The following is a 19,602-nucleotide window of genomic DNA, read 5'->3' as shown; positions in this document are numbered from 1 at the left end:
GCTAAATTTTGCTAAACATCGTCAGAAATTTTGTCAATATGTTCATATTAACGGCAATTTCTTCCTTGTTTATCTACAATTTTTCTCATTTTAAGTCTCACAATCTAATTGATGAGACGCCCTAGTCAAAATTATTCACGCTATTATTATTTTTGGAAATGATACGAACGGGAAGGCAGTCATCTCACCCTATTATGAGAAAATACCATGGAAAATAGTGCCAGTAATCTGCCTATTATGCAAGCGTTGCAGGTGCAAGCTCAGCAGATATTACCCATTATTACGCAAGAACTAGTTGCACAGCATTTTAGTGAGATAGTACACCAGCGTATTGCTCAGCAAAGCACAGAACAAACGCAAGATGAGCATACGCAAGTTGTCAAAACACAAGGTATCAAAACGCAAAACATCGACAATACTTACTTCCAAGGTCTGACGCGCGCCCGACATCCACAGTTTGGTCAAATCATGATTAAATGGCAGTTGAGTGCTGACACTTATCGTATCTCGCCCGATTTAACTCATGAAGCAGACGTTTTAGCTGCTGTAAATGCGTCATCGAAAATCAAAGATAATGCTATCGCACCGCCGCTATTAGCTCGTCATTGTGTAAATGTTCAAATACTAGAGAAGCCTCAAAAGCTGATAATCGTCGTTATGCCTTATTACTCTAACGGTAGCTTGGCGAGACAGTTGGATGTGCGAAAATATCTATCACTGATAGCTTCACAAAAGCATCATTTCATCACTCAATCGGCATATTTGATAGCCAACTTGCATCATGCCGGCTGGCTACACAATGATATTAAACCTAGCAATATTTTGCTAGATTCTTCTTGCGATAGCTCCTTGTCAAATAGTGCGGATAATAGCAGCATAATGCTTAATCTATTATTGACTGATTTTGCGTTGGCAGAGCGGTTTAACGAGATAAAGGAAGGAAGCCCTGCTGGTACACCCGCATATCTCGCACCTGAGCGCTGGCAAGGGCAGAGTGCCACTGTGCAAAGTGATATCTATGCGTTTGGCATCATGATGGTTGAGATACTAACAGGCAAGCGACCGTTTCAGGTAAGTGCTCATAGCAATGATAAATTGAAAGCGTGGGCTATTGAGCATTGTCAACAACCTATTCCAAAGTTGTCATCAGAATGTAGTCGTTATCAATGTATTATTGATAAGGCATTGGCGAAGCGGGTAGAGAGACGGTATCGGAATATGGAAGAGGTGCTGATAGATTTAACGTCATTAGACAATCGCTAAGTTTATGATTTAATTTTCAAAAAGTGATTGTTTGTAGTATTCACATGTTACCCAGTCGTTGCTTTTTATGTTTGAATGGATATTCAGGCTCATTTTAAGTTAAGTCGCTATAAGCTAATTTGGGTTTCCGTATTTCATTATAATATTTCATTAAAATACAGTGAGAATATCATGGCTAAAGTACTTATCATTACCGGTGATTTTGTTGAAGACTATGAAAACATGGTGCCGTTCCAAGCGCTACTGGCGATGGGGCATGAGGTTGATGCGGTCTGCCCAGATAAAGTGGCAGGTGATAGTATTGCTACCTCAATACACGATTTTGAAGGTGACCAAACTTATACCGAAAAACGCGGTCATAATTTTGTCCTTAATGCATCTTTTGCTGATATTAATGTTGCAGATTACGATGCTTTGTACTTACCAGGTGGACGTGCGCCAGAGTACTTGCGTTTGAATGCTAAGGTCATTGCAATGATTCAGCATTTCGCAAATACTAATAAACCGATTGCGTCGGTCTGCCATGGTCCACAAATGCTGACGGCTGCTGGCGTATTGAAGGGTAAAAAAGTATCTGCTTATCCTGCGTGTCAGCCAGAAATAGAAATGGCTGGAGCCGAATATGTCAAGTTACCTATGGATGGCGCTATTACCGATGGCCAACTGGTCACGGCTCCTGCGTGGCCTGCCCATCCAGCTATGCTGAAGCAATTTGTTGCCTTGCTATAAGCTTTAATTAGTATCGAGAGAGGATATTATATGTGCCAACTTTTTATCAGGGCTGACGATAGCTTGTGGAGCTCTAAAACCAAATCGCTTCGAATTCAGGGGGTTGTTACCTCAATTCGTTTAGAAGTGTTCTTTTGGGATATATTAGAAGAGTTGTCATTTCGTGATCAAATGACGGTTAATCAGCTGATCACTAAGCTATACTTGGAATCTCTCGATGCTGATCATGATATTAGCAATTTTACCTCTTTTTTAAGAGTTTGTTGTTCTCGTTATTTGTCTTTAATAGCCGATGGCGATCTTTCCCGCGAAACAAGATTACCTTTAGAAAAAGTCGATGCAAAAAATATAATTCAACGTGAAACCCTCCGTAAAAATCAACGTAGTGCATTATTCAATGACAGTGATCAAAACCCCTCTGTTCATTAGAGCATCCCCTAGCTATGCCTATAGCAAGTGCATGAAAGCATTGATGCAGCGGGTAGAGAGGTGCTATCAGAGTATGGATGAAGTGTTGAAGGATTTAGAAAGGTTATAAAAGTAGATTAATACATCTGGCGAGTTATTTTATAGTTTTAATATCAAACTCCAGACGTAAAAAAACCTGCTAAAAGCAGGCTTTGATATTTGGTCTAAGATGTACTATCCGAAAATGGTGGGGCTGGAGAGACTCGAACTCTCACACCTTGCGGCGCCAGAACCTAAATCTGGTGCGTCTACCAATTCCGCCACAGCCCCATTTTGGTTACTCTATCATTATTAGCGTTTAAACTCAAACACAACGTAGATAGTTAACTGATTCGGTAGTGCGTCTCAGTGGTTGGCTATTATATAGAGTTTGAATAGTTTGGCAACCCCTATTTGCAATTATTTTTAATTATTTAACGATTTTTTTGTCAATATATTATAAATATTTGATATTAATAGGGTTTTCAATTGAGTTTTTTACGTCTTTAGTCACTATTTCTTTGCACTTCTGATGCAGTGATATCTAATTGCTGCAATTTACGCGTCAAGGTATTGCGTCCCCAACCGAGTAAGTTGGCAGCAGCTATCTTTTTGCCACCGCTATGATTGAGTGCTGCTGTCAGTAGAACACGCTCGAACTCAGGTGTCGCTGTCTGCAAAATATCCGTTTCTCCAGTTTGCAGAGACTGCGTAGCCCAAATAGCCAGTGCTTGCTGCCAACTTGTAATATTAGAAACAACCTGACTTTGTGGAATAGGGTTTTGGTTGTCTGTGCCAGCACTATATAAATCTTGTTCTAGATGTGGCTCTAGATTAGAAGGGATGTTTTCGAGCAGCTCTGGTGGCAAGTCCTCCGCCATGACGGTGTCGCCAGTCGCCATCACGGTCAACCATAGGCAGACATTTTCAAGCTGACGCACATTACCGCGCCACTCAAACGACTGCATAATCTGTACAGCCATCGGATGTAGCTGTTTCGGTGCAGTATTCATTTGTTCGGCAGCGCGCTTCATAAAGTAAGTTGCTAGTGCAGGGATGTCTTCGCGTCGTGTCCGTAGTGGCGGGAGTGGTAAGCGAATTACATTGAGGCGATAAAATAAATCCTCGCGGAATTTGCCTTGTTTGACCAGCTCTTCTAAATTCTGGTGCGTGGCAGCAATGATGCGCACATTGACTTTGACGGGTTGCTGACCACCCACACGATAAAACTCGCCATTGGCAAGTACACGTAGCAGTCGTGTTTGAGTGCTAAATGGCATGTCACCGATTTCGTCTAAGAATAAGGTTCCGCCATCAGCCTGTTCGAAACGCCCTGGTCGAGTCGTCGTCGCACCAGTAAATGCGCCTTTTGCATGGCCAAACAGCTCAGACTCAATCAGATCGTGCGGAATGGCTGCCATATTGAGTGCAATAAAAGGCTGCTGGTGACGCGGTGAGTGCTGATGTAATGCACTGGCGACCAATTCTTTTCCTGTTCCTGATTCACCTGTGATTAAAACAGTAATAGGTGAGTGTGCCAATCTACCAATAGCACGAAATACTGTTTGCATGGCTTGCGATTGACCAATAATGCCGCTGGGATTGTCATTCGCGCTGGTGTCTACTTTGACAGCAGTTTTAGGTTTGGGATTTTTACTGATTTTGCTGACCTTGCTAACTTTACTGACCGTATTAGCCTGATTAATAGGCTTGGATTTATTGTCAGGCTTTGTCTTAATATCCGCTGTTATATCAGCCGTCACTTTCGTTTCAGAAGTATCAGATTTGGTTGCCTTACTCTCTATCACCAGATTGGGTTGATAGTTAATCGCTTTATAGATCGTGGCAACGGCATCATCTAAGTCGAACGGCTTGGGTAGATATTCAAACGCCCCTGTTTGGTAACTATTGATAGCAGAGGTAAGGTCTGAATGTGCGGTCATGATGACAATAGGCAGCTTAGGGAAGTGCTGATGTACCCAATCACTAAAGGACAACCCATCCATCATCGGCATACGAATATCAGTCAATATCACATCGGGTAACTGCGTGACCGACTCAGTTTCTTGCAAGATACCATTAAGGCGTCCCCATGCTGCTTGCGCTTGGGTAAAGCTAATAACCGTAAGCCCTGCATCCTCAAAAGTATCTGCTAACACCATTCTCAATGCGGCATCATCGTCGATGAGCCATAAAGTCGCTGGGCTATCATCAGGGGCATTATTGACCGTCACTTTGATGGCTTGGTCAGTGGGGATTTGATCGTTTGCCGTTTGAGTATCGCTTTTAGGTTTATGCTTGTCGCTATATTCAGTCATGTATGAGGCCTAATGAGCAATGGGTTGGTTCAGGATGGTAATGTCGTATTTGCGATGTAACTGTTCTAAATAATATCCGTTTTTTGCACTGTGATTGTTGATCAATGAAACGGCAAATATAGTGTAAAGCGTGTCTGCTGCTGACCTTGTACTTGTGTGGAGCTGACATCAATCATACCACGATGATGGCTGATGATATCTTGCACAATAGATAATCCTAGACCAGTCCCTGCAGCACGGCTAGTCACCATTGGGAAAAATATTTGTCCGATCAATTCTGGATCAATCCCTGAGCCGTTATCGGTAATATTTACTTGTAAGACCTGTTTGTGTTGATGTCCAATAATGGTGTGTTGAAAGGCGACTCGCGTTTGGATATGTAGGGTTGGTTGGTAATCTATATGGCAGTCAATGTCAGTCTCTGAATCTATCGATTGCAATTTTTTGGCTTCCGATAGCTCTTGCTGTTGTAGTGTTTGTTCAAACTCAGTCATGGACTCACAAGCATTATTAATCAGATTTAAAAATACTTGAATTAATTGGTCTTTATCAGCGCATAGCTCAGGCAACGATAAGTCATAATCTCGCTGTAGCGTTAATTGAGGGTATTGGTTGATCACTAAAGACAAAACATGCTCTAGGGGTTCATGGATATTCAGTGTTTGCCAGTTTGGCAGCTGATTAGACCCAAGGAACTGTCCTACAAGATGGGTTAAGCGATCCGTCTCTGAGATAATGATATCGGTATAGCCACGTAGTTTTTCAGTGGTCTTCTGTAGGTCGTCATTGTGATTCGAACCAGAGTTTTTGCTACTCATAGCGGTTGAAGTACTGCCATTAAGATTGGCATCATCGCTGAATTTGATAAATTTTCGTTGTAATAGTTGTGCAGCACCGCGAATGCCAGCCAGCGGGTTTTTTATCTCATGGGCGACTGACCGTAGCATATGACGGGCTACACCATATTGTTGCTGTTGACGTTGCTCTTCTGAGATACGGCTTTGGCGATCTTTGCCCCACATCTCGATGATAAAGTATGTCTTCTGCTCGTAGATGAGCGGCGTCACGCTATAGTCGACGGAAAACGATAAATTACCATTCAATTGCGTATTTATGATGTGATCATGATCAATGAATGGTTGCTGATACTGTTTCGCTAGTTCAAACCTTTCGGCTAAAGAGCAATTTTGCTCATAGACTTCGTCGTTATTGATGCTAGGGCTGTCTTTTGGTTTTAATTCTTCGGGCGAGAGTAATGCCAATATAGGTTGATTGAGCAGCCTTCCACTGCTGATAGCCAGTAGTTGTTCGGCTTGAGCATTTAGCCAAGTAATAGAGAGATCTTCATTGACCCACAAGATAGCTGTGAACAAATGCTGTGATATGAATGCCAAATCAGGTGTCGATTTTGCGGTTGTCAAATGGGTTGTCATGGGTCGGCGCCTACAAAAAAATACTCAATATAATATTTAACCATAAATCAACACTATAGAGCGGCAAAACTGGCGATTTTTGCAAAAAAAACGTACAATGCGCACAGCCACTTTATCTCTAGCAAGGTTAGCCATGCCCAAAACTTCTACCGAGTCGGTCAATCCGACTATTACTACCTCACCGTCAGCTTCTATCGCTCCAAAAGACACTGCCACTATTTTTAATCCTGCCAAGCCAAATATAGCGCAAGATAGTCAGTCAGATGTCAGTCAAACAGACTCTAAACAACCTTACCATCATAAAGCCAACCACAATCAAAATCGTAGTATCGCACAAAGTAGTGATGTAACGACTGCCAATGCGACTGCTACGATGCCGGTTAGTGCAGCGCCAAAAATTGGTTTTGTGTCATTAGGTTGTCCAAAAGCATTGGTAGATAGCGAGCGTATCATCACCGAATTGAGCCGTGATGGTTATCAAGTAGCCAGTGACTATGAAGGTGCGGATCTGGTCGTGGTCAATACTTGCGGTTTTATTGAATCAGCGGTACAAGAGTCGCTTGATGCAATCGGTGAAGCTATTAGCAAAAACGGCAAGGTCATCGTGACGGGTTGTTTAGGTAAAGAAGCAGATAAAATCCGTGCAATGCACCCAGCTGTACTTGCCGTGACGGGCGCGCATGCTTATGACGAAGTCATTACAGCAGTTGCCCAGCATGTACCAAAGCCAAATCGTAGTAAAGATGCAAACTATGATCCTAAAATAGATTTGATCAATGAGGCGGGTATCAAATTGACCCCAAGTCATTATGCTTATCTAAAAATATCTGAAGGCTGCAACCACCGTTGTACTTTCTGTATTATTCCAAGCTTACGTGGCGACTTGGACTCACGTCCGATTGACAACGTCATGAATGAAGCACTGGCGCTGAAAAATGCTGGCGTGAAAGAATTATTAATTATCTCGCAAGACACTTCCGCTTATGGACTGGATCTAAAGTATAAGACCAGTTTTTGGAATGGTATGCCGCTGAAGTCGAAGTTCTATGACTTATGCAAAGCGTTGAATGATCTAGGTATTTGGGTACGTCTACATTATGTCTATCCATACCCGCATGTAGATAAAGTCGTTGAATTAATGGGTGAAAAGAAACTTTTACCTTATTTAGACATTCCTTTCCAACATGCCAGTCATCGCATCCTAAAAGCAATGAAACGTCCAGCGCATAGTGAAAACACCTTAGCACGTATCAAAGCATGGCGTGAAATTTGCCCTGATATCGTTATTCGCTCAACCTTCGTTGTTGGTTTCCCTGGTGAGACAGAAGAAGATTTCCAATGCTTACTTGATTGGCTGGTTGAAGCTCGTCTTGATCGCGTTGGTGCGTTTACCTATTCAGAAGTTGAAGGTGCTGTGGCCAATGATTTGCCAGATCATGTACCTGAAGACGTTAAAAAGTCTCGTTACGAGCGTTTAATGACGTTACAACAAGATATCTCAGCGCAAAAACTACAAGAAAAAATCGGCAAAACCTTGATGGTATTGGTCGATGAGATTGACAGTGAAGAAGGTATTGCGATTTGCCGTAGCTATGCGGATGCGCCTGAAATTGATGGTCACGTCTACGTTGACGACATCACTGCACAAGTCAAAGTAGGGCAGTTCTTAACCGTCACTATTGACGATGCCAGTGAGTATGATTTGTTTGGCAGCTACAAAGGCTAAAAACCTAACACGATAGACAAGTGAAAATTGCCCCACAAAGGGCAGTTTTTGCTACAATTAGCGCAATTTAGCCTTTTGGCATGCTTATCATCAAGTATGTCGGTGTCGTCAAGACCAAAGGCAAACTCCATTTGTATTTTACCGATAACTTTAATTATAATTTAATGATAACAAGGTGATCTCATGTCTGACAAAAACCCGCGTTACTCTCGTATTTTGCTAAAACTCTCTGGCGAAGCTTTAGCTGGTGGCAAAGACATGGGTATTGATACCGAAGTGCTTGATAAAATGAGCTTATCTATTGCCCATTTGCGTGGACTTGGTGTCCAAGTTGGTATCGTGGTCGGTGGTGGTAACTTATATCGCGGTGCCCAATTACAAAAAGAAGGGTTGGTCGGCCGCGTTACAGGCGATCAAATGGGCATGCTAGCGACGGTTATGAATGGTTTGGCGATGCGTGATGCCCTTGAGCGCCGCAATATTAAAACACGCTTGATGTCAGCACTTCCTATTGGTGAAGTGACCGAAAGCTATAGCAGCCGTAACGCGATTCGTTATCTGAAAAATGGTGATGTTTGCATTTTTGTGGCGGGTACAGGCAATCCATTCTTCACTACTGATACTGCTGCTTGCTTACGCGGCATCGAAATCGAAGCGGGCTTGATTTTAAAAGCGACCAAAGTCGATGGTGTGTATGACAAAGACCCAAGTCTACATGCTGATGCGGTCAAATACGACGGTTTAACGTTTGACGAAGTGCTAGAGCAGAAGCTTGGCGTCATGGATTTAACCGCTATTGCCTTGTGCCGTGAGCACAACGTACCGCTACAAGTTTTTGATATGACCAAGCCTAATGCATTGTTAAATGTCATTATGGGTGAAAATGAAGGCACACGTGTTTATCACTAATCTGCTTTGATATGCCCAGCACTAATATCACAACGTAAATAATTAAAGTTACGTCAGTCGCTGATAATCAATACTAATGATTAATAGTGACTGACATAACTTACAACAATGAATGATTTATCGATAGCGATAAATAAGGACACATAATGATTAAAGAGATTAAGCAAGACGGCGAAGCACGTATGCAAAAAACGTTGGAAGCGCTTCAGAGCACTTTCAGTAAAGTTCGCACAGGCCGTGCCCATCCAGGTATGTTGTCAGGTGTGATGGTCAGTTACTACGGTTCTGACACCGCCCTCAACCAAGTCGCAAGTGTCAACGTTGAAGACTCACGTACACTGCTTGTTCAACCGTTTGATCGTACTATGGTACAAGCGATCGATAAAGCCATTCGTGAAGCAGATTTGGGTCTAAACCCAATGACGGCTGATGTGATTCGTGTACCGATGCCAGCATTGACAGAAGAAACACGCCGCGATATGCAAAAGCTTGCGCGTGGAGAAGCTGAGAACAGCCGAGTCTCCATCCGTAATATTCGCCGTGATATGATGAATGATATTAAAGACTTAGCAAAAGAAAAAGAAATATCAGAAGATGACGAGCGCCGCGCTAGTGATGATATCCAAAAAATCACGGACAAATACATCGAAATAATCGATAAAAGCTTGACCAAAAAAGAAAGCGATTTGATGGACGTCTAAAAACTAATTTTATTGTTATTTATGACAATAGTTAGCTAAGTCGTTTCTCTAACATTAAGCAGCCAATGTGCCAACGCTATTGGCTGCTTATTATTGCGTGAGTGCTAAGCGCCTGATGACTGAATTATGATAAGTTTATGAATTGTCTGTCTGACGCTTTTTAATCACCCTCGCACACGTTATTATTATCTTACCTCAACAATAAGCAAGCTCGCCTATGTCCACTTCAGCCATTTTGGCTCCCACTATTCTTCCTCGTCATATCGCTATCATTATGGATGGCAATAATCGATATGGCAAAGCCAATGATTTGGGAAAAGGCCAAGGACATGTCGCTGGCAAAGACGCACTAGATCCCATTGTTGAGTATTGTGTGGATGCTGGTATCGAGGTGTTGACAGTATTTGCGTTTTCTAGTGAGAACTGGCAACGTCCAGCTAGTGAAGTGGCACTGCTGATGCAACTGTTGGCCTCGACCATTCATGAGCAAATACCACGCATGTATGAGTACCGTATTCGCTTGCGTTTCATCGGCGATCGCAGTCAACTAAGTGCTGACTTACAAGCATTGATGGCAGATGCTGAAGCAAAAACGGCAGACTTTGACGCCATGACACTGGTTATCGCTATCAGTTATGGTGGACAGTGGGATATTGCGAATGCTGCAAAACAGTTGGCACAGCAAGTAGAGTCAGGACAGTTACGTGCTGATGATATCAATAAAGAAATGCTCGGTGAGTATGTTCAGTTAGCAGACGAACCAGCCGTAGACATGTTAGTACGTACGGGCGGTGAGTACCGAATCTCTAACTTCTTATTGTGGCAATCAGCCTACGCTGAGTTGTTTTTCACCCAAACATTATGGCCGAATTTTGCAGCAGATGAGTTGGCGATGATGGTAACAGAGTTTGCTCAACGTCAACGCCGCTTTGGCAAAACCAGTGAGCAGATAGTGATAGAGCAAGATAGGAGTTAAAGCAGTCATCGTTTTAAGCATTTACTTAGCATTTTGCAAAGCCGTTATCGTATGAGTAGTTAATATTGGTTGTTTATGAAATAATAAACCGCTTCAATGGGTGTTAATTGCTATTAGTGGGCTATTGTAGATTAGCTGCTATAATGCACTTTTTGACCATGCATTATTCATTATTATAAGGCTCAATAAGTATGTGGCAACGAATTAAGACGGCAATTGTTCTCGTTATTATCGTTGGTATTGCAATGTTTGCGAGCCAAACCCCTGTTTTATTTGCACCCCTTTTAGCCGTTGGCGTGATTATTGCGGCTCATGAATGGACGAAGCTGATGCCTAAGTGGCGTCAGCCTGCTGTATTTGTATTGCTAGTCTTGGTGCTGACTTTAGTTTCTCTTATATTTAAAGTGACTTGGCTGTTTTGGTGGGTGGCGTCACTTGCCATATGGTTGATGGCGCTGTCTTGGGTTAGAGTATTTCCAACGCACACCAATTGGTATGGAAAGAAGCTGGCCTTGATGGGTGCTGTGATATTGACCGCATCGATTACAGCTATGTTTTATTTGTGGCAACTGTCGGCATGGTGGTTGCTCTATGTATTCTTATTGGTCTGGTGTGCAGATAGTGGCGCTTACTTTGTCGGTCGCAAGCTCGGTCGTCGCAAGATGGCACCAAATGTCTCGCCTAATAAGAGCATGGAAGGACTGGCTGGCGGATTGGTCACAGGCTTGCTAGTCGTCATTGGGATTAGTGTCTTTAAACTACAATTGACTGGTGTGCCATTAATCACATTTGTGGCATTATCAGCGATAACGATTTTAGCATCAGTACTTGGTGACCTATTTGAGTCGATGCTCAAACGCCGTGCTGATGTCAAAGACTCGGGAACGATTCTTCCAGGTCATGGCGGCATATTGGATCGTATCGATTCGCTATTGTCTGCCACACCAATATTTGCACTTGGTTTTTGGGCGATACAACAATTTGGCTTGATCGTCGTATAAAGCATCAACGTCAGAGCGTTCAAAAATCAAAGCGCTTAAAAATCAAGGCGTTTATTTATTTTTATTTTTCACAGTATCCTTCATAGGCATCAATGGTTATGACGCAACGCATCGCCGTACTAGGCGCAACAGGTTCAATTGGCGATAGTACGTTAGCAATATTAGCAGCACAACCACAGTACACGGTCTATGCTTTGTCCGGCTATCACCGTTTAGACAAGTTATTCGCCCTCTGCAAACAGTTTTTACCGAAACGCGTCAGCGTACCGACAGCAGCCGTTGATGATTTTGCTAAGCGTCTCAGTGCGGCAGGTCTGGACATCGATGTCGTGGGCGGCGAGCAAGGGCTGATAGATATCGCCGTTGACTCGCAAACTGATACCGTGGTCGCCGCGATTGTGGGTGCTGCTGGGCTGCCTTCTACTTTAGCCGCCGCTCGTGCAGGCAAGCGTATTTTACTTGCCAATAAAGAAGCGCTGGTGATGGCAGGGCAGGTAATGATTAATGCTGTCAAAATGCACAATGCCACTTTGCTACCGCTTGATTCAGAACACAATGCTATCTTTCAGTGCTTACCACTCGCTATTCAGCAAGACAATACCCAAATCCATCAGTCAGAACATGGCGTACGTAAGCTATGGTTGACCGCCTCTGGTGGGCCATTTTTGCAGCAGTCATTTGAGCAGATGCAACAGGCAAGCGTCGCTCAGGCAGTCAAACATCCAAACTGGTCAATGGGTCAAAAGATATCCGTCGACTCTGCAACGATGATGAATAAAGGCTTGGAGTTAATAGAAGCTTGTCATTTATTTGATTTGACTGAGGATAAGATAAATGTGGTCATTCATCCACAAAGTATCATTCACTCAATGGTAGAATATAGCGATGGTAGCTTCTTAGCGCAGCTGGGCAGCCCAGATATGAAAACGCCCATCGCGCATGCACTCAGCTATCCAAACCGAATTGAGAGTGGCTCGCAGCCATTGGATTTATATGCGCTCAGCGGATTAGAATTTATCAAGCCAGACTTGCAAAAATTTGCGTGTTTACGTCTAGCACGTCAAGCCATGCAAGCGGGTACGCAAGCGACTATTGTACTCAATGCTGCGAATGAAATCGCGGTGGCTGCATTTTTAGATGGACAAATTCGTCTGACTGATATTGCGGATATCAATGAGCAAGCCTTAAATGACATTCAGGTGCCACCATTGACTGAAACTGCTGATATAGAAGATATATTAACGATTGATAAGATAGCGCGGCATCTTACTGACAAGCTTGTAGCAAAGTTGGCATAATCGTAATTAGTATAATCGCAGAAAAAAGCTTTTAGTCAAAAGACGATGTTCAGCATGCCCTAGCAAAGATGTTGATAAAAGATGCTAAGAAATCATACTGAGAAAAGATCATGACGTTTTTATTAACGCTCCTTGCAGCAATATTTGTCTTAGGTCCGCTTATTGCATTGCATGAGTGGGGTCACTATATCGTGGCACGTATGTGCGGCGTTAAGGTGCTGACTTACTCTATTGGTTTTGGGCCTAAGCTGTTTGGTTGGACCAGTAAAAAAAGTGGTATTGATTATCGCATTTCGGCATTGCCACTAGGTGGTTATGTCAAAATGCTCGACGAGCGTGAAGGTGAAGTAGCCAAAGATGAGCAACACTTGGCATTTAATCATCAGCATCCGCTAAAGAAGATTGCGATTGCTGCTGCTGGCCCTATCATGAATTTTGTCATTGCTATTGCGCTGTTTTGGGTACTGTTTATGACGCCATCAGAGCAATTAGCGACTAAAATTGGCAGCGTATTGCCTGATACGCCTGCTGCTATGGCGCAGCTACCTGTTGGTGGTAAAATTGTTGCGATCGATGGTCATGATGTGCAAACGTGGGAAGGTGTTAATTATCGTTTGGCTGGACGTATGGGCGAAACAGATGATGTGAGTATCACGGTGCAATCAGCTGTTCAAACTGATAACTCGACCAAAACGTATCAAGCGCCCGTGCAGCAATTTATGCAAGGCGCGGCTCAAGGCAAAGATGCATTGACCAGCTTTGGGATGCTGCCGTGGCAACCAGACATTGCCCCGATAGTGGGTGATTTGAGCGCTGATGGCGCTGCCAGTCGGCAGGGGCTAAAAGTCGGCGATCGCATTACGGCTATTAATGATATAGAAATCAAAGACTGGATCAGTGCTACCCGTATCATCCGCGATAGCCCTGAAACGCTGCTTAATTTTACGGTTCTACGTGATGGCAAATCTGTGCAATTGCAGATTATGCCGCAAGGTAAAAAAGATAACTTAGGTAACGATTATGGCCAAATTGGTGCTATGGTGGTACAGTCTGAGATTGTGGTCCCTGATGCGTACAAAACCACAGTCGTCTATGGTCCTGGTGAGTCATTAGTAAAGTCATTTGAGAAGACAGAACAGCTAGCAGTAATGACGGTTAGCTCAATGGGGAAAATGCTGTCGGGCATGATTGGGTTGGATAATTTGTCAGGTCCTATCACGATTGCCAAAGTTGCCAAACAGAGTTTTGATATCAGTTGGCAGATGGTACTGTCTACTGCGGCTTTGATTAGTTTGAGTCTGGCGGTATTGAATCTTTTGCCCATTCCTGTATTGGATGGTGGTCATATCGTCTATCATTTTATTGAATTGATTCGCGGTAAGCCACTCTCAGAAGGCGTGCAAATGATTGGTCTAAATATCGGTTTACTCTTGCTGGCAGGTTTCATGGTGTTAGCAATTGGTAATGATATCAGTCGGCTATTTTGATTAAATGATAGCTAATATAAATGATAAGGCATTATGTACTAATGGCTTTACGCCTATCATAGACTGATTGTTGCTATGATAAATGATAGTGCTTCATCTCATGGTCTCTGTACTAATCGTAATTTTTAGTTTATTTTGTGATGCATTTTATATAAAGTGTTCTGAGTCTCCCTCATGTGAGTTAAAAATCTCATATGCAATGGGCTAGACAATACGTGCTTTTTAACTTAACTTAAGCAAGTTTTTTATTGACGGATAGTGTTTATGCGTACGCCTTTATTTATGAGCGCGGCAGGGTTGCCGTTAGTTGTAGCGATGATGAGTATGCCAGTACATGCTGCAGAGTTTGTAGTCACTGACATCGGTTTTAATGGTCTACAACGCCTAACCCCCGATAGCCTCTATCCGGTTCTGCCTATTTCGGTAGGAGACACGGTGAGTGACAGTAGCTTGGCAGCGAGTATTAAGGCGCTATATGCGACTGAAAATTTCGCTGACATTCAAAGTCGTGTCGAAGGCGGTCAGCTACGATTTGATGTCGTTGAGCGTCCAACCATTGCTGAGGTGACTTTTGAAGGTAATAAGCTTATTCCAAAAGAAGGGCTTGAGCAGGGACTGAAGAATGCTGGCCTAACTGCAGGTGATGTGCTTAAACAGGCCACACTACAGGGCGTCGCTAACGAGTTACAGCAGCAATACATCAGCCAAGGTTACTACAATAGTAATATCGAAGTGGATCAAACGCTACTTGACGGCAATCGTGTTAAGTTAGAGGTACGCTTCGTCGAAGGTGATCCTGCTAAAGTTGTTGATATCAATGTTATTGGTAATAAACATTTCAGCGATGAAGAAATCAAAGACGTATTTGCGGTAAAAGAATCGTCTTGGAAAAATCTGATCTCTAAATCTGACCGCTATGCTCAAGAGAAGCTGGCCGCTAGTTTAGAAAACCTAAAAGCGCTCTATCAAAATGATGGTTATGTGCGTTTTGCAGTAGACAATGCCGTGCTTAATATTAGTGAAGATAAAAATAGCATCTTTATTGAAGTGAGTCTTAATGAAGGTGAACAATATCAGTTCGGCGACGTTAATTTCTTAGGCAAGCCAACGTTTGATAACGATGAGCTAAAAGAGCTGGTTACTTTTGCCCCTAACGAAACGTATTCACAAGCCAAGTTAGATGCGACTACCGCAGCGCTTAAGAGTCGTTATGGTAATGAAGGTTACTATTTAGCGCAAGTCAGACCTGTGCCTCGTATCAATGATGATACCAAAATGGTCGAGATTGATTACTTCATCGACCCTGCACGTCCTATCTATGTTCGTCGCATTAACTTTACAGGTAACATTAAAACCCAAGATGAAGTGCTTCGCCGTGAAATGCGTCAGTTAGAAGGCACACTGTCTTCTAATGACAAGATTCAGCTGTCACGCACACGTTTGATGCGTACTGGTTTCTTTAAAAGTGTGACTGTCGATGTTAAACCAGTACCTAATCAGCCAGACCAAGTTGATGTGAACTATGTGGTTGAAGAGCAGCCTTCTGGTAGCTCTACTATTGCTGCAGGTTATTCACAAAGCGGCGGTGTGACATTCCAGTTAGATTTGACTCAGAATAACTTTATGGGTACTGGTAACCGTGTAAAAGCTGCGTTGTCACGCTCAGAAACCGTTGACTCTTATAGCTTAGGGTATACCGATCCGTACTTTACTGAAAATGGTGTTTCTCAGGGTCTGAGTGCTTATTATCGTAAGACCAAATATGATGATGATAACGTTAGTAACTATGTGACAGATTCCCTTGGTGCTACGCTTAATTACAGCTATCCAATTGACGAAACCAAGCGAGTCAGTGCTGGTTTGAACGTTGATAATACGACCGTACGTGGTGGTAAATACCTTGGAATTTCCAACGTTCAAGAGCTGTTAGAAGATGGTGGCACGGCCACATACTATGATGATGCAGGTGATGCTAGTTTTAAAAATGACTATACGACTTATAATTTACTATTTGGCTGGGATTACAGCACGCTAGATCGCCCAGTATTTCCGACCAAAGGTATGAGCCACGCAATTGATGCAACAGTTGGCGTTGGCGATTCCAGCTACCAGAAATTAACCTATAGCGGTAATGTTTATTATCCTATATATAAAGATTTTATCGCACGCGGCTATACCAAGCTTGGCTATGGTAATGATTTGCCATTCTATGAGAACTTCTATGCTGGTGGTTATGGTTCAGTCCGTGGGTACGAATCTTCTACGCTTGGGCCTAGATCAGAAAATTATTATTATGCTGAAAATGACATAGAAACTACGGGTGAAGAAGTTGGTGGTAATGCACTGGCAACTTTCGGTGCCGAGCTAATTTTACCAATGCCATTTAAAGGTGATTGGGCAGATCAAGTACGTCCAGTATTGTTTGCTGAAGGTGGACAAGTCTTTGATACCACTGGTAAAGAAGATGAAACCTTTGAGGATACAGGTGTGTCTTTAATCACTCAAGACAACAGTTTACGCTATAGCGCGGGTGCGGGTATCACTTGGTATACCCCTATTGGACCTATTTCACTCAGTTATGCCATGCCTATCGGTGATAAAGAAGGCGATGAGACTGAAAAAGTTCAGTTCCAGATTGGTAGTACGTTCTAGCGCTATATCCGTTAGACAGTAATAGATTGCCAAGATGATTTTTCAGCTTGGCAATTGCCTTATTCATAACAATATTAATAGTCACTATGATAACGATAGAGCAAATTATCACTCGGATTGAGCAGCGTCAGCCGATTACCAACAAGACTGAAATTAACGCTGAACAATTACGTCAAGAGCTTGATGGTGTGGGTAGTCTGAGCACTGCTAATCATCAGCAGTTGAGCTTTTTAGCGGGTGCTCGATATGCTTCTAGTCTTGCTAGTAGTCAGGCAGGGGTAGTGCTAGTCACTGCAGAGTATAGTGATCAAGTACCCTCATCAGCGGTAGCGCTAGTGGTCGCAAGTCCGTATTTGGCTTATGCGAGTACCAGTCAGCTATTCAGTCGCGAACTACGGTCTAACGAGATTCATCCTAGTGCAGTGATTGCTGATAGTGCGATTATTGGTAATAATGTCAGTGTCGGTCCTTTTTGTGTGATCGGTGACCATGTGCATATTGGTGAGCGTAGTTCATTAGCTGCTCATGTGGTCGTTGAGGCAAATACTACAGTAGGCACTGATTGTATTATAAAATCACACGTGGTTATTGGACATGATTGCATCATTGGTAATCATGTCAGATTGCATGCAGGTGTAAGTGTGGGCTCAGAAGGGTTTGGTTTTGCACCAACCACTGATCCTAGCACCACAGGCTGGGAGCGTATCGCTCAATTAGGGCGTGTAATGATCGGTGACTATGTACGAATTGGTAGCCAGACCTGTATCGATCGCGGTGCCATTGATGATACGGTTATCGGTAATAATGTGATTATTGATAATCTAGTGCAAGTTGCTCATAACGTGCATATCGGTGATGGTAGTGCGATTGCTGCCCAAACGGCTATCGCTGGTAGTACTCGAATAGGTAAGCGCTGCATCATTGGTGGTGCTGTTGGCATTACTGGTCATATTGAGATCACAGATGATGTAACCTTGTCTGGAATGACGATGGTAACCAAATCCATCAAAACTGCTGGTTCATATTCCTCTGGAACGGCTGCAATGCCGACGGCTAACTGGCGACGTGCTGCAGTACGTTTTCGTCAGCTTGGCCATGATTAGCGCCACTACAAACAAATCATAAAGATTCAACACATAGCAAGGAAGCGCCATTATGAGCAGCCAAGACATAAATATTTTAAATGATGACAATATTAAAAGTTTAGATGAGCAAGGTCTTAAGTTACCATTAACTTATCATACGCTTAAGCATTATTTGCCACACCGTTATCCTTTTCTCTTGGTAGACAAGATTATTGATTGTACACCTGGAGAATGCATTACTGGCGTGAAGAACGTGACGATTAATGAAGAATTCTTTAATGGTCATTTTCCTGATGAGCCGATTATGCCAGGGGTATTAATGGTAGAGTGCATGGCTCAAGTCTCAGGCGTTCTTGGATTTATTAGTGCGGGGCTCACGGCAGAAGATGGTTATCTATATCTGTTTGCAGGCGTAGACAAGGTTCGCTTTAAGCGCCGTGTTATCCCTGGTGATCAGCTAACTATTCGTGCCAAAACAGTCATGCAAAAGCGTGGTATTTATAAGTTTGATTGTACCGTACATGTCGACGATGAGTTGGCTGCTAGCGCTCAAATAATGATTGCTCGCCAAGAGCAATAGTACTGATTGATAATGATAGCGTCCATAGTGAGCGATAGCATCTAAATAGCTATCTCAAAATGGACAATCAGAATAACCATTGAATATTTTATATAATAGCAGAGCCAATTTTAGCTTTTTAAACACTGCTAAGTTGGCTGTATTTTTACCATTTACTCGCATCAGATGATACAAAGGCCCACATTATGAGTCAGATCCATTCAACAGCACTCATCTCACCGTCCGCTCAGATTGATGAGACTGCCACCATTGGTCCATATTGTATCGTTGGTGATGAGGTATCTATTGGTGCACATACTGTTTTGCACCGACATGTAGTCGTCACCAAATTAACTCGTATCGGTCAGCACAATCAAATTTACCAGTTTGCTAGCATTGGTGAAGATCCACAAGATTTGAAGTACGCAGGTGAACGCACCTGGCTTGAGATTGGCGATCATAATACCATTCGTGAGGCGTGTAGCTTACACCGTGGTACGGCACAAGATGGTGAGCTGACCAAAATTGGTAGCCACAATCTGCTGATGGTCAATACGCATGTGGCTCATGATTGTGTGATTGGCGATCATAATGTATTGGCGAATAATGTCGGTGTGGCAGGCCATGTCACGATTGGTGATCATACGATTATCGGTGGTAACTCAGGTATTCATCAATTTTGTACGGTGGACGACTATAGTTTGATCGGTGGGGCGAGCTTAATTCTAAAAGACGTGGCTGCCTTTACAATGGTATCTGGTAATCCGGCAAAAGCGCATGGTCTGAACATCGAAGGTATGCGCCGTAAAGGCTGGTCAAAAGAGACCATCAACTTTTTACGCGAAGCCTATCGTACAATTTTTAGATCGGGTTTGACGACCATAAAAGCGCTAGAAGTTTTGAATAATGAGCTGTTGCCACAAGAGCCAAAAATTCAACTGCTCATTGACTCATTACAGAAAAGCCGTCGTGGCGTGGTACGTTAAAAATAGAATAAAATGCGCTAAAAATTAGTAGC

16 protein-coding genes and 1 tRNA gene are annotated in these 19,602 nt (G+C 43.0%); 14 read left to right on the top strand and 3 right to left on the bottom strand.

Annotation, left to right across the window (positions count from 1 at the left end; all coding sequences use genetic code 11):
* The first annotated feature begins 207 nt into the window (after window positions 1–207).
* The 3 genes from ACZW67_RS12335 to ACZW67_RS12325 all read left to right on the top strand — a co-directional run bounded on the left by ACZW67_RS12335 (window position 208) and on the right by ACZW67_RS12325 (window position 2,421).
* A complete protein-coding gene (locus ACZW67_RS12335; protein WP_465183485.1) occupies window positions 208–1,263 on the top strand; it encodes a serine/threonine protein kinase in 1,056 nt (351 codons plus the stop codon).
* A 168-nt stretch (window positions 1,264–1,431) separates the two neighbouring features.
* A complete protein-coding gene (locus ACZW67_RS12330) occupies window positions 1,432–1,992 on the top strand; it encodes a DJ-1/PfpI family protein (protein ID WP_465183486.1) in 561 nt (186 codons plus the stop codon).
* 30 nt (window positions 1,993–2,022) lie between these two features.
* Window positions 2,023–2,421 carry a ribbon-helix-helix domain-containing protein gene (locus tag ACZW67_RS12325; RefSeq protein WP_465183484.1) on the top strand — a complete coding sequence of 133 codons (399 nt, stop codon included), beginning with the start codon at window positions 2,023–2,025 and terminating at the stop codon, window positions 2,419–2,421.
* 224 nt (window positions 2,422–2,645) lie between these two features.
* Here ACZW67_RS12325 and ACZW67_RS12320 read toward each other — a convergent pair.
* The 3 genes from ACZW67_RS12320 to ACZW67_RS12310 all read right to left on the bottom strand — a co-directional run bounded on the left by ACZW67_RS12320 (window position 2,646) and on the right by ACZW67_RS12310 (window position 6,190).
* Window positions 2,646–2,730 (bottom strand) — tRNA-Leu (locus tag ACZW67_RS12320).
* A gap of 215 nt (window positions 2,731–2,945) precedes the next feature.
* Complete coding sequence (locus tag ACZW67_RS12315) at window positions 2,946–4,757, bottom strand: sigma 54-interacting transcriptional regulator (protein ID WP_465183483.1); 1,812 nt, start codon at window positions 4,755–4,757, stop codon at window positions 2,946–2,948.
* A 101-nt stretch (window positions 4,758–4,858) separates the two neighbouring features.
* Window positions 4,859–6,190 carry a two-component system sensor histidine kinase NtrB gene (locus ACZW67_RS12310; protein ID WP_465183482.1) on the bottom strand — a complete coding sequence of 444 codons (1,332 nt, stop codon included), beginning with the start codon at window positions 6,188–6,190 and terminating at the stop codon, window positions 4,859–4,861.
* A gap of 133 nt (window positions 6,191–6,323) precedes the next feature.
* Between ACZW67_RS12310 and rimO the strand changes: the two genes are divergently transcribed.
* The 11 genes from rimO (at window position 6,324) to lpxA (ending at window position 19,570) form a co-directional block, all read left to right on the top strand.
* Window positions 6,324–7,916, top strand: coding sequence for a 30S ribosomal protein S12 methylthiotransferase RimO (rimO, locus tag ACZW67_RS12305; RefSeq protein WP_465183481.1), 1,593 nt, complete (start codon window positions 6,324–6,326; stop codon window positions 7,914–7,916).
* A 183-nt stretch (window positions 7,917–8,099) separates the two neighbouring features.
* Window positions 8,100–8,825: a UMP kinase gene (gene pyrH, locus ACZW67_RS12300; RefSeq protein WP_110922359.1), complete on the top strand. Its 726-nt coding sequence runs from the start codon at window positions 8,100–8,102 to the stop codon at window positions 8,823–8,825.
* A gap of 146 nt (window positions 8,826–8,971) precedes the next feature.
* The gene (gene frr, locus ACZW67_RS12295; RefSeq protein WP_110922360.1) at window positions 8,972–9,526 is read left to right on the top strand and encodes a ribosome recycling factor; all 555 of its coding nucleotides are present in this window, start codon (window positions 8,972–8,974) and stop codon (window positions 9,524–9,526) included.
* 217 nt (window positions 9,527–9,743) lie between these two features.
* Window positions 9,744–10,502: a polyprenyl diphosphate synthase gene (gene uppS, locus ACZW67_RS12290; protein ID WP_465183480.1), complete on the top strand. Its 759-nt coding sequence runs from the start codon at window positions 9,744–9,746 to the stop codon at window positions 10,500–10,502.
* 191 nt (window positions 10,503–10,693) lie between these two features.
* Window positions 10,694–11,503, top strand: coding sequence for a phosphatidate cytidylyltransferase (locus tag ACZW67_RS12285; RefSeq protein WP_465183479.1), 810 nt, complete (start codon window positions 10,694–10,696; stop codon window positions 11,501–11,503).
* 92 nt (window positions 11,504–11,595) lie between these two features.
* Window positions 11,596–12,801, top strand: a complete 1,206-nt coding sequence (ispC, locus tag ACZW67_RS12280) for a 1-deoxy-D-xylulose-5-phosphate reductoisomerase (protein ID WP_465183478.1) — start codon at window positions 11,596–11,598, stop codon at window positions 12,799–12,801.
* A gap of 110 nt (window positions 12,802–12,911) precedes the next feature.
* Window positions 12,912–14,288 carry an RIP metalloprotease RseP gene (rseP, locus tag ACZW67_RS12275; protein ID WP_465183477.1) on the top strand — a complete coding sequence of 459 codons (1,377 nt, stop codon included), beginning with the start codon at window positions 12,912–12,914 and terminating at the stop codon, window positions 14,286–14,288.
* A 264-nt stretch (window positions 14,289–14,552) separates the two neighbouring features.
* Window positions 14,553–16,940, top strand: a complete 2,388-nt coding sequence (gene bamA, locus ACZW67_RS12270) for an outer membrane protein assembly factor BamA (RefSeq protein ID WP_465183476.1) — start codon at window positions 14,553–14,555, stop codon at window positions 16,938–16,940.
* 86 nt (window positions 16,941–17,026) lie between these two features.
* On the top strand, window positions 17,027–18,043 hold the full coding sequence (lpxD, locus tag ACZW67_RS12265) for a UDP-3-O-(3-hydroxymyristoyl)glucosamine N-acyltransferase (RefSeq protein WP_465183475.1): 1,017 nt from the start codon (window positions 17,027–17,029) through the stop codon (window positions 18,041–18,043).
* Window positions 18,044–18,095: 52 nt separating this feature from the next.
* The gene (fabZ, locus tag ACZW67_RS12260; RefSeq protein ID WP_110922367.1) at window positions 18,096–18,605 is read left to right on the top strand and encodes a 3-hydroxyacyl-ACP dehydratase FabZ; all 510 of its coding nucleotides are present in this window, start codon (window positions 18,096–18,098) and stop codon (window positions 18,603–18,605) included.
* A gap of 185 nt (window positions 18,606–18,790) precedes the next feature.
* Window positions 18,791–19,570, top strand: a complete 780-nt coding sequence (gene lpxA / locus ACZW67_RS12255) for an acyl-ACP--UDP-N-acetylglucosamine O-acyltransferase (protein ID WP_465183474.1) — start codon at window positions 18,791–18,793, stop codon at window positions 19,568–19,570.
* Window positions 19,571–19,602: the final 32 nt, after the last annotated feature.

This window comes from Psychrobacter sp. TPE 89C (assembly GCF_055522395.1).
The sequence above is the reverse complement of the archived record's forward strand: the minus strand, read 5'-3'. Positions and strand labels throughout refer to the sequence as shown.